This is a genomic window from Flavobacterium buctense (assembly GCF_014486695.1).
Taxonomy (GTDB): Bacteria; Bacteroidota; Bacteroidia; order Flavobacteriales; family Flavobacteriaceae; genus Flavobacterium; species Flavobacterium buctense.
The window spans coordinates 781172-792956 of record NZ_JACTAB010000001.1 but is presented as its reverse complement, the minus strand read 5'-3'; the positions used below and the strand labels follow the sequence as shown (position 1 = coordinate 792956).

The 11785-nt window shown below is 34.9% G+C and carries 9 protein-coding genes and 1 tRNA gene; 7 read left to right on the top strand and 3 right to left on the bottom strand.

Annotation, left to right across the window (positions count from 1 at the left end):
• Positions 1 to 59: 59 nt before the first annotated feature.
• The 3 genes from ICG50_RS03495 to ICG50_RS03485 all read right to left on the bottom strand — a co-directional run bounded on the left by ICG50_RS03495 (position 60) and on the right by ICG50_RS03485 (position 4187).
• Positions 60 to 1766 carry a peptide MFS transporter gene (locus ICG50_RS03495; RefSeq protein WP_187659509.1) on the bottom strand — a complete coding sequence of 569 codons (1707 nt, stop codon included), beginning with the start codon at positions 1764 to 1766 and terminating at the stop codon, positions 60 to 62.
• Positions 1767 to 1794: 28 nt separating this feature from the next.
• Positions 1795 to 3963, bottom strand: a complete 2169-nt coding sequence (locus ICG50_RS03490) for a S9 family peptidase (RefSeq protein ID WP_187659508.1) — start codon at positions 3961 to 3963, stop codon at positions 1795 to 1797.
• Positions 3964 to 4111: 148 nt separating this feature from the next.
• A tRNA-Phe gene (locus ICG50_RS03485) sits at positions 4112 to 4187 on the bottom strand.
• A 100-nt stretch (positions 4188 to 4287) separates the two neighbouring features.
• Here ICG50_RS03485 and ICG50_RS03480 point away from each other — a divergent pair.
• The 7 genes from ICG50_RS03480 (at position 4288) to ICG50_RS03450 (ending at position 11763) form a co-directional block, all read left to right on the top strand.
• Positions 4288 to 5016: a type III pantothenate kinase gene (locus tag ICG50_RS03480; protein ID WP_187659507.1), complete on the top strand. Its 729-nt coding sequence runs from the start codon at positions 4288 to 4290 to the stop codon at positions 5014 to 5016.
• The gene (gene bamG, locus ICG50_RS03475) at positions 5013 to 6266 is read left to right on the top strand and encodes a BamG family beta-barrel-assembly machinery protein (RefSeq protein ID WP_187659506.1); all 1254 of its coding nucleotides are present in this window, start codon (positions 5013 to 5015) and stop codon (positions 6264 to 6266) included. Before ICG50_RS03480 ends, bamG begins: the two co-directional genes overlap by 4 nt.
• 12 nt (positions 6267 to 6278) lie before the next feature.
• Entirely contained in the window at positions 6279 to 7553 is a 1275-nt protein-coding gene (locus tag ICG50_RS03470; RefSeq protein ID WP_187659505.1) for a tetratricopeptide repeat protein, read from the top strand.
• Positions 7553 to 8104 carry an LPS export ABC transporter periplasmic protein LptC gene (lptC, locus tag ICG50_RS03465; protein WP_187659504.1) on the top strand — a complete coding sequence of 184 codons (552 nt, stop codon included), beginning with the start codon at positions 7553 to 7555 and terminating at the stop codon, positions 8102 to 8104. The genes ICG50_RS03470 and lptC overlap by 1 nt, the downstream gene beginning before the upstream one ends.
• A 2-nt stretch (positions 8105 to 8106) precedes the next feature.
• Positions 8107 to 8298 carry a hypothetical protein gene (locus ICG50_RS03460; RefSeq protein ID WP_187659503.1) on the top strand — a complete coding sequence of 64 codons (192 nt, stop codon included), beginning with the start codon at positions 8107 to 8109 and terminating at the stop codon, positions 8296 to 8298.
• A gap of 3 nt (positions 8299 to 8301) precedes the next feature.
• Entirely contained in the window at positions 8302 to 9561 is a 1260-nt protein-coding gene (locus tag ICG50_RS03455) for a hemolysin family protein (protein ID WP_187659502.1), read from the top strand.
• 108 nt (positions 9562 to 9669) lie between these two features.
• The gene (locus tag ICG50_RS03450) at positions 9670 to 11763 is read left to right on the top strand and encodes a peptidylprolyl isomerase (RefSeq protein ID WP_187659501.1); all 2094 of its coding nucleotides are present in this window, start codon (positions 9670 to 9672) and stop codon (positions 11761 to 11763) included.
• Positions 11764 to 11785: the final 22 nt, after the last annotated feature.

Sequence of the window (11785 nt, the reverse complement as noted above, 5' to 3'; positions counted from 1 at the left end):
AACAAACCTACAAGAGCTTCTTGTAGGTTTGAAAGATATAAAATATTTTTAATATGTGATTATCTCACGCCGTGCATCATTTTCTTCAATTTTGGGGTCAAAACCGCTAAAATAATCGCAGCAATTCCACATAAAATAACAAAAACCATGAAAAACTCATATAAATTATGAATTTCAAAACCTCCAAATGAAGTGTAAGCGGTTGGTAATTGTTCTTTATCGAACATAGCAACTTGCTCAACTGTTAACGTTGTTTTTTTATCTAAAACATCTTGAAGATTTACACCTAATGTTTCTGCTTTTAGAAATTTATCCCCAGTAGCTGGAATGATTGCTCCAAGTGAACCAGCTAAAGCATATCCGGCAGCATTAGAAATAAAGAAAACACCATATAATAATGAAGCAAAACGCTTTGGTGCTAACTTTCCAACCAAAGATAATCCAATCGGTGATAAACAAAGCTCACCCATTGTTTGAATGAAATATAATAAAACCAACCATTTTATTGCTAATAAACCACTATTCCCTAGATCTTTAACATTATGAGCAATAATAAAATAACTTAAAGCAATCAAAGCTAGTCCTAAAGCTTGTTTCATTGGTGAGATTGGTTCTTTTTGTTTTGCTCTTAATCTATCCCACATTATACTAAATGGTACAGCTAAAATAACAACAAAAAGCCCATTAAAAATCTGAACCATTGATGCTGGCATATCCCATCCAAAGATAAAAGTTCTATCAGTTTGATTTGAAGCAATAAAAGTTAATGATGAACCAGCTTGCTCAAAGGCTGCCCAAAAGAAAATAATGAAAAACGAAACAATATAAATCACCGAAATTCTTTCCCTCTCAATTTTGCTTTCAGCTGAGCTCATGATTAAAAAAGCCAATGAAATTCCTGCACCATAAATAATAGGATAAATGATTCCTTTAACTAAAGTTCCTATTTCAAAATTACTAAATCCAATTTCTGAAACTAATAAGTATCTGAAAGTAAAAAATAAAACAAAAAATAAAATTGTTGCAATTCCTATTGATTTACTTGTGAATTTTGCTTGTTCTTCAACTTCACCTTTTGAAGAATCTTTATTAGGTTTTGCTCCAATTGGAGTTCCATCAGGTGAAACAACATATTTATCTTTTAAAAAGAAAAAAACTAATGTTCCTAAAACCATAGCAATACCTGCCATTAAATAACCCCATTTAAAAACTGTAGGATCTTGTACTCCATTAATCTTTACATCGGCAAAAAGTGGAACAAAATATTGACTTAATAGAGCACCAATATTAATTCCCATATAAAAAATAGTAAAAGCAGAGTCTAATTTAGTCTTTTCTTGAGGTGGATATAAACTTCCAACCATAGAGGAGATATTAGGTTTAAAGAATCCATTTCCAAAAATAATAACAAAAAGACCTAACCAAAAAACACCTTTAGATAAACCTAAATTATTATCATATATGGTAGCACTGTAAAACAATGAAAACTGACCAATTGCCATCAAAATTCCACCAAGCATAATACAACTTCTGTTTCCCAAATATTTATCTGAAATAAAACCTCCTAAAAGAGGTGTTAGATAACATAAAGCCAAAAATCCACCATAAATAATTGATGCATTTGACTCTCCTAACATTAGGGCATTTACCATAAACAATGTCAGAATCGCGCGCATTCCGTAGAAGTTGAATCGTTCCCACATTTCGGTTCCGAATAGCACCCAAAGTCCTTTAGGATGTCCTGTTTTTACTGTAGTTTCACTCATAATATTGGTTTTAGTTTGTATTGGTTAGTTATAATTTCTCTTTGATAAAATTCGTCATTTTGTTGTACAATTGAATTCTGGTTTTGCCTCCGTAAATCCCATGGTTTTTGTCGGGATAAATAGCCCAATCAAATTGCTTGTTAGCTTGAACCAGCGCTTCAATCATTTGCATCGTATTTTGAACATGCACATTGTCGTCTGCTGTTCCGTGAATTAAAAGGAAATTTCCTTTTAGTTTGCTTACGTGATTTATAGGCGAATTGTCATCATAACCACTAGCATTTTCTTGTGGTGTTTGCATGTATCTTTCGGTGTAAATACTATCATAGAAACGCCAGTTGGTAACCGGTGCTACGGCAATGGCCATTTTGAAAACATCGGCACCTTTGAAAAGACAATTACTACTCATGAATCCGCCATAAGACCAGCCAAATATACCGATTCTGGTTTTATCTACATAAGCATAATTTCCGATTACTTTTGCAGCATCAATTTGGTCTTCTAATTCGAATTTACCTAATTCTTTTTGAGTGCATTTTTTGAAATCGGCACCTTTAAAACCGGTTCCTCTTCCGTCTACACAAGCCACAATATAGCCTTGTTGAGACAACATCATAAACCAATAATCATTAGAATTCAACCATTGGTTAGCCACTTGTTGTGAACCCGGACCTGAATATTGGAACATAAAAACCGGATACTTTTTGGTGGCATCAAAATCTTTGGGTTTGATCATCCATGCGTTCAACTTGTGTCCTTTTTCAGTGGTTAATTCGAAGAACTCTTTATTAGGTAAATCGTATTTTTTAAGTTTTTCGGCTAAAGCTTTATTGTCAACAATGGATTGCATTTGTTTTCCGTCTTTTGAACTGTTCAAAGTGTAAGCTGTTGGCTGAGTCGTACTTGAATACGTATTGATGAAATACTCAAAATTCGGACTGAAAGTCGCTGAATTAGTACCTATTTGCTGAGATAATTTCACTTTCCCTTTTCCGTCTAACCCAATTCGGTACACATCTCTACCAATTGAACCATTTTCTACCGACTGATAGAAAACCGTTTTGTTTTTCTCATCAAAACCGTAATAAGCGGTCACTTCCCAATTGCCTTTGGTAACTTGGTTTTTCAACTTCCCGGTTTTGTCATATAAATAAATGTGATTGTATCCGTCTTTTTCCGAAGTCCAGATGAAACTATTGTCTTTTAAAAATGTTAGGTTATCAGTAACATCTACATACGCTTTGTCTTTTTCGTTCAAAACCACTTTTGCATTTCCGGTAGTTCCGTCAATAAAAAGCAAGTCTAAATTGTCTTGGTGGCGGTTTAAAACTTGGGCCGAAAGCACATTGGCATCATTAGTCCATTTCATTCTGGCGATGTAGAAATCATTGTAATTTCCTAAATTGATGGTTTTTGAAGCGGCCGAGGTCACATCATAAACGTACAAGGAAACGACAGCATTCTTCTCACCTGCCTTTGGATACTTAAACGTTTCTACCGTTGGATACAAATCTTTCTTGAAAACATTCATTGAAAATTCGGGCACTTCGCTTTCGTCAAAACGAATGTAGGCCAATTTTTTTCCATCGGCACTCCAATCATAAGCTCTTACGAAGGCAAATTCTTCTTCATAAACCCAGTCGGTAATTCCATTGATAATGCTGTTTTTCTTCCCGTCTGAAGTAACCTGAGTTACTTTTTCGGAAGCGATTTCATAAATAAAAAGATTGTTGTTTTGGGCGAAACCTATTTTAGTACCATCCGGAGAAAAGGTTGGTTCCTGTACTTGCTCAAGTACTTTGGTTAGTTTTTTGGTTTCTAAATTATACAGGAAATAATCTGCTGTAAATGAATGACGGAAGATTGGATTAGAATTATTGGCAATCAGCAATTGCTTTTCGTCTTTACTAAAAACATAGCTGTCAATACCGTTAGCTAATTCTGAGAAGTTCTTGGTGTCAATCAAGGTATTGACTTTTTTAAGTGTTGCAAAATCATATAAATCGATTTGCATGGTTCTGGAAGTTCTGTCAAAGTTAAGCACCGTGTATTGGTTGGTGTTTTTCATGGCGATGAGTTCGTCCATGCCTTGTGCTCTGAATGCTCCCGTGTAAATTTCTTCTACACTAATTTTTTGTTGTGCCGATAGTGAAAAGCACGATAACAGGAACACTACAACTGCTTGTTTTAATTTCATTGTAACGATTGATTATAAAAGAGGTCAATTTTAGTGAAAAAATTAGAAACTACCTCATATTTTTATGTTAAATGCAGTTTGAGCTGAATTTTTGAATTGCAGAATTACTAAAAACAGAAAACCCCGATAATTTCTTATCGAGGTTTTGTGGTGGTATCTCCAGGAATCGAACCAGGGACACATGGATTTTCAGTCCATTGCTCTACCAACTGAGCTAAGATACCTTGCTTTGTTGCGGGTGCAAATATAGAACGATTTTTAATTTATCCAAAACAAATAATAAAAAAAATCTATTCGTACCTTAGCCTCATTAAAAACACTAGCATGCTATTAGCCATAGATATTGGAAATACCCGAATCAAAGCGGCTGTATTTGAAGATAATACTCTTTTAGACCTTATCATTTTCGACAAAAAAGAAATGGTCGAAAAAATTGAATTTATACTAGAAAAATTTTTGAAAATAACTTCAATTGTGGTTGCTTCTGTCGGAAATATGGATAAATCGGTCTTTCATACTTTAGAAAAAAAGATTTCGATTCACTTTATTTCTCATGAAAGTCAGTTTCCGTTTGCTAATTTATATACTACCCCAAAAACGCTTGGCATTGACCGCATGGTTTTGGCCACAGGTGCTACGTTGCAATTTCCCAATCAAAATCGTTTGGTAATTGATGCCGGGACTTGTATCACTTATGATTTTGTAGATGAAGACAATCGGTATCTTGGTGGCGCTATTTCACCCGGTATTCGTTTGCGTTATGAATCACTGCATCAATTTACCGCTAAACTGCCTTTACTAAATAAAGCTTATCCGGAATATGTGATCGGGAATTCTACAGAAGAATCCATCCATTCTGGTGTAGTCAATGGCATAACTCTTGAAATTGACGGCTTTATTGAACAATATAAAGCACAATACGCTAAATTTATCATAATTTTAACGGGTGGCGATGCAGAATTTTTGGCTAAACGATTAAAAAATACCATATTTGCCAATTCAAATTTTCTGCTGGAAAGTTTGAACCAAACTTTTCAATACAATCAAAAATGATTAAAAAAATTATAGTAAGCCTTTGTTTACTTTTTTCATTCTCTGCCTTTGCTCAAGAAGGAACATCTTCACCTTATTCTTTTTATGGAATCGGAGACGTAAAATTTAAAGGAACCATTGACACCCGTTCTATGGGTGGTGTCTCTGTTTTTCCGGACAGTATTCACTTAAATCTTCAAAATCCAGCCCAGTTAGCGAGTTTGAAACTGACTGTTTTTGCCCTTGGCGGTACTTATGCCAATACCAAATCTAAAACTGAAACTCAAGAAGAAAAAGCCAGAAGAACAGCTTTAGACTACTTAGCCATTGGAATTCCGGTTGGAAAATTAGGCTTTGGTTTTGGATTAATTCCTTATTCTTCTGTTGGGTACAAAATTCAAACTTTATCCGATGATGAAAATCCTATTTTTTCAAGATACAGTGGAATTGGCGGCGTGAATAAAGTATTTGTAGGCGCAGGATATCAATTGACAAAAAAAATCAATATCGGTGCCGATATTCAATATAATTTCGGAACGATTGAAACCACCAATTTAAGATACCAAAACGTTATTCAATATGGTACCCGAGAAATTAACACTTCCGAAGTAAGTGGGTTGAATGCTACATTCGGAGCAACATATCAAACCAAAATAAACAGTAAATTTTCTTTTTTCAGCAGTCTAACATATTCTCCTGAATCTGAGGTTAAATTGGGCAACCGAAGAACCATTGACATTATACAGTTTTCAAGCGTTGGCTCAATTGATGTGATTGAAAGACAAGAAGTTGAAGGTATTGACGACACAACCATCAAACTCCCATCAAAATTGGCATTGGGTACAGGTTTTGGTCAAATAAAAAAATGGTTGATTGGTGCAGAAGTAACTTTCTTGAATACCAGTGTAACTACTAATAGATTTACTGACATTCAAGGTGCTTATTTCGAAAATGCAACCCGATATAGTTTGGGCGGATATTTTATCCCTAACTTCAATTCCTATTCCAGTTATTTTAAAAGAATCACTTACCGTGCCGGAATACGTTATGAAAATACCGGTTTGGTAATTCAAGGCAAATCCATTACAGACACTGCAGTAAATGCGGGTTTCGGACTTCCGTTAGGCGGTATTTTTTCCAAAATTAACATTGGATTAGAAATGGGTAAAAGAGGCACAACTTATTACAACTTGGTTGAAGAAAACTATTTTAACCTCAGCGTTGGATTATCCTTAAGCGACAGATGGTTTGTGAAACGCAAAATCGACTAAAAAAAGTTCATTATGAAAGCATTTTTTTTACTAATTGCTATTTTGTGCTTCACCAATAGCAATGCTCAAAAGTTTGACTGTTCATCCACAATTACAACCTACCAAGAACTTTTTAAGGACAGGAAGATTGCAGATGCTTTTGAAACTTGGAGCCAAGTAAGAAAAAATTGCCCAAAACAAAGTGAAACCATCTACACCGACGGAATAGGTATCCTTCAATACAAAATTGACAATGCCGCTGAGGCCGAAGAAAAAGAATCTTTGGTACGTGACCTAATGAAATTGTACGACCAATACAATAAAAACTTCCCATTAACAACAACCGATTTTGAAGTCAACAAAGCCATGGCTTTACACGACAATAAAATTGAGGTCAAAGATGAAATTCTAAGTTTACTCGATGACGGTTTTTCTAAAGCCTCCGACAGTATTAACAATGCCAATGCTATTTACACCTATTTTAGTTTGTGTCATGAAAAATACAAAGCCGGTAATCCAAAGTTCAATACCGAATTGCTTTTGGACAAATACACTTTAGTCAACAGCATGTTAACCAAATTACAGAATACAAATACTGAAAAAGCCAATGATTACAGAACTGCACAACGCGGGATAATTTCTTTGGCTAAAGATTTGGCAACTTGTGATAATTTGGCCATTTATTACGAAAAAAAATACCAGCTCAATCAAACCAATTTAGATTGGATTACAAGTGCTTTAACAAGTATTGGAGATAAATGTAGTGCCCAACCCATTTTTGGCAAAATGGCAGAAAATTTATATGCCAACAAAACCACAGCGCAATCTTCTTATTTTATGGCGTTGGCCTCATTAAAACAAAAGAAATTTGATGAAGCTATAAAGTTTTACAGCCAATCCGCAGATTTAGAAACCAATCCGCAAGCTAAAGCCAAAATATATTACACTTTAGCAACCGGATTATTGTATGGTGACAAAGCAAAATCTAAAGAAAGTTTAAACAAAGCCGTTTTGTCCGATCCAAAAATGGGAAGTGCTTATTTGTTTCTAGCCGAACTTTATGCCAATGCTTCTAAAGATTGTGGCAAGACCGATTTTGATAAAAAAGCGATTAACTATTTAGCCATACAAACCGCTAAAAAAGCCAGTGCAGCAGAACCAACATTGAAAGGTGCTGCCGATAAGATGGTAGAAAGATTGACTCCAAAATCTTTTTCTCAAGCCGAAATCAATAAAGAAAAAATGAATGGCAAATCATTAACTATTGGTTGTTGGATTAATGAAACCATTACTTTTCCAACGAAATAATGAAACGCGCTTCTCAAAATAAACTTCCGTACTTAGCCCTTTTACTTTGCTTGCTAATTGCTTCTTGTGAAGGGAATTTCAGAGAGGTCCAAAAAATGAGCGTTTCCGAATTTACGCCAAGTGGAGACGCCGATTCCATCAATTTAAAATACACCGATTCGGGTAGAATTACGGCCAATCTAATCAGCCCGAAAATGCTCGATTATGCTACTGTGGAATTTCCTTATACCGAATTTCCGAATGGCATACATTTGACTTTATTTGATAAAAACGGCAAACAAACCCTAATCGATGCCAAATATGCGATTTCGCACAAAACAACCAACATCATTGACCTGCAAGGCGATGTGAAAATCTCCAACCAAAACGGAGAATTGTTGGAAACCGAACAATTGTATTACGACCAAAAAAACGAATGGTTTTTTACCGAAAAAAAGTTTAAATTTACCTCATTAAAAGGAGTTTCCTACGGAGAAGGAATCGATTTTAGTAAAGATTTCAAAAAAGTAAACTCTCAAAAAATATCCGGACAAGTCCAATCATCAGAATAACTATGAACTACTTAAGATTTACCCAATACGCTTACTTACTTGCTGCAGTTTTATTTGCCGTAGATGCTTTTATCTCATGGAGAGACGGCGAAAATTTTATCATCAGCGCATTATTTGCTGCCGTTTGTGTGTTTACTTTTTTCTTCAGAAGAAGGTTTGCCCAAAAATTTGCTGAGCGCAATAAAAAACCCTAAACCATGGAAATCGGAATCATCATCCTATGTTTGATACTTTCCGCATTTTTTTCAGGAATGGAAATTGCTTTTGTTTCCTCCAATAAAATTTATCTCGAAATTGAAAAAAAGCAAGATAATTTCATTTCCAAAATCTTAATCAAGCTTACCGAAAAACCCTCAAAATTCATTGCCAGTATGCTTGTAGGCAACAATATTGCCATGGTTGTTTACGGTTTTTTTATGGGCGATTTGTTGATGGGCTGGTTTGTTACTTTAGGCTATCAATTTTCGGATTTAACCAACTTATTATTGCAGACATTGCTTTCAACATTGCTTGTTTTAATGACTTCTGAGTTTTTACCCAAAGTGTTTTTTCAGATTTATGCCAATAGTTTCCTGAAGTTTTTTGCCTTACCGGCTTACTTCTTCTATTGGTTGTTTTACTATATTTCCTCCTTTATGATTTGGATTTCCGATTATATTTTGAAGAAATTTTTCAAAACCGAAGGCGATCAAATAACTCTTTCGTTTAGTAAAATCGAATTGGGCAATTACATTTCGGAACAAATGAATTCCGTGCAAGACCATGAAACTGTAGATTCAGAAATTCAGATTTTCCAAAACGCTTTGGAATTTTCAGGCGTGAAAGCAAGAGATATTATGACACCACGAACCGAATTGGTAGCGGTTGATTTGTACAGTTCTGTAGTCGATTTGAGAACGCTATTTATAGAAACGGGGTATTCCAAAATCTTAGTTTACATCAACACTTTAGACGATATTGTTGGCTACGTTCATTCGTTTGAACTTTTTAAAAAACCTAGAACCATCAAATCGGTTATGATTCCGGTAGAATTTGTACCCGAAACTATTTTCATCAAAGACGTCATGAATATCCTTACGAAAAAACGAAAAAGCGTCGCCGTTGTCCTTGATGAATATGGCGGAACTTCCGGTATTGTTACTATTGAAGACATTGTAGAAGAACTATTTGGCGAAATTGAGGACGAACACGATTCCGATGAAGCTTTGATAGAAGAACAATTGGACCAATCTACTTATTTGTTTTCCACAAGGTTAGATGTAGAATACCTTAATGAAACCTATAAATTGAACATTCCTGAAAGTGATTCTTATGGTACTTTGGGAGGATTTATAGTCGATTTCTCCAAAGAAATACCCCAAAAAGGGGAACAAATCACCATTCAAAACTTCCAATTTACGATTGAAGAAGCATCGAATAAGAAAATCGAATTGGTTAAAATGACACTATTCGATTAGTTTCTGTAAAAAATTTAAAAAATAGTTGAAATTATAACTAAGTGAGTATTATTATTTCACAGATAATTGTATTTTCGCAAACTGAATTAAAAATTAACAAGAATAGAAATGGCAATTTTATCAAAAATTAGAAATCGCTCAGGCTTACTTTTAATACTTATAGGTTTTGCATTATTGGCTTTCGTCGTGCAAGATTTATTTAGCAATGGATTCAAAAGCATCTCAAAAGACGTTGGAAGCGTTAATGGAAAAGATATTGCTTACGAAGACTTCAGAATAAAAGTAGCAAATGCAGAAAAAAATGGGCAAAATGGGCAACAGCTGACTACATTACAAGCTTCAAACCAAGTTTGGAACCAAGAAGTAAGTGTTAATTTACTTACCGCTGAGTTTGAAAAATTAGGTTTGCGCGTTGGCGAAAAACATATTGTTGAAGTATTCAAAGCAGATCCAAACATTGGCCAAAACCAAATGTTTTTGGACGCTACAGGAAAATTTGATGTAAAAAAATTCAAAGAGTACTTCAAATCCAATCCGGAAGGAATTCAAATCTTGAAAGAAAGAGAAAAAGACGCAGAATTGAATGCGAAATACCAAATTTACAATGCTTTAGTAAAAGGTGGTTTATTCACTACTGAAGCAGAAGGTAAGTTTAAATATGAAGCTGAAATGAACAAAGTGACTTTTGACTTTGTTTCTGTACCTTTCTCAAGCATCAAAGACAGCGACGTTAAAATCACCGACGAAGAGATTTTAACTTACATGAAAACCAAAGAGAAAAAATTCAAATCAGAAGAAACTCGTGAATTGGATTACGTTCTTATCCAAGAAAAACCATCGGCAGAAGACGAAGCAGAAGTTAAAAACAAAATCAATTCATTATTAACCAGTCGTGTTGAATTTAAAGACGGTAAAAATGATACGCTTCCAAGTTTCAGATCTGCTACTAATGTGGCTGACTTTGTAAACCAAAATTCAGATATTCCTTTTGACTCTACTTACATTGCCAAACAAGATTTGCCGGCAGAACACGCTGAGCAATTGTTTGCCTTGGCAACAGGTGAAGTTTACGGACCTTATATGTTTAGCAACTACTACTGTATTTCTAAAGCTTTAGGAAGAAAAGCGGGTGCTAAATCAAAAGCAAGTCACATCTTAATCAGTTGGGAAGGTACTCAAGTGCCAAACAAAAAAGAAAAAAGAACCAAAGAAGAAGCGAAAGCCAAAGCTGAAGGTTTATTAGCACAAGCACTAGCCAATCCAGCTATGTTCATGGTTTTAGCCATGTCTAATTCTGATGATTCATCAGCACAACAAGGTGGTGATTTAGGCTATTTTGCTCCGGGTGCTATGGTTAAACCATTTAATGATTTTGTTTTCAACAATCCGGTTGGAAAAATTGGTTTAGTTGAAACAGAATTTGGTTACCACATCATCAACGTTACCGACAAGCAAGATGCTATCCGATTGGCTACTATTGCAGAAAAAATTGAGCCTTCAGAAGCTACCAATGACAAAATCTATACACAAGCAACTAAATTTGAAATGGATGCTGCCAACAAAGACTTTGCTGCTTTAGCCAAAGAAGCTAAATTAACGGTTAATCCATCTGTGAGAGTAAAACCTATTGATGAGAATTTTGGTCAAATTAGTAACCAAAGACAAATCGTAAAATGGGCATTTGCCGGTGATACAAATATTGGTAATGTAAAACGTTTCGAAATTGCAAATGTTGGTCATGTAATTGCCAAATTGAAAAAAATAACTGAAAAAGGCTTAATGTCGGTTGAAGAAGCCAGACCACAAGTAGAAGGTCTTTTGAAAAACAAAAAGAAAGCGGAAATGATCAAAGCAAAAATGACCGGAAGTTCATTAGCTGCTATTGCTGCTTCAAATAAAGTAACCATTATGAGTGCAGTTGATTTAACTATCGAAAACGCTGCGGTTCCGGGTGCCGGATTTGAACCTAAAGTAGTGGGAACTGCCTTCTCTTCAAAAGCTGGTCAACTTTCAAAAACTATCGACGGTAACTCCGGTGTTTATATATTGGTAACTAAAACAGTTTCTAAAGCACCTGCGCTTCCAAAATACACAGACTATGTGAATAAATTAAAACCACAAGCTGTAGGTAATGCCGGAAGATTTATGCAAGCATTGAAAAATGATGCAGACATCCAAGACAATAGAGCTGATTTTTACTAGTAGTAAATTACAATCCTAAAAA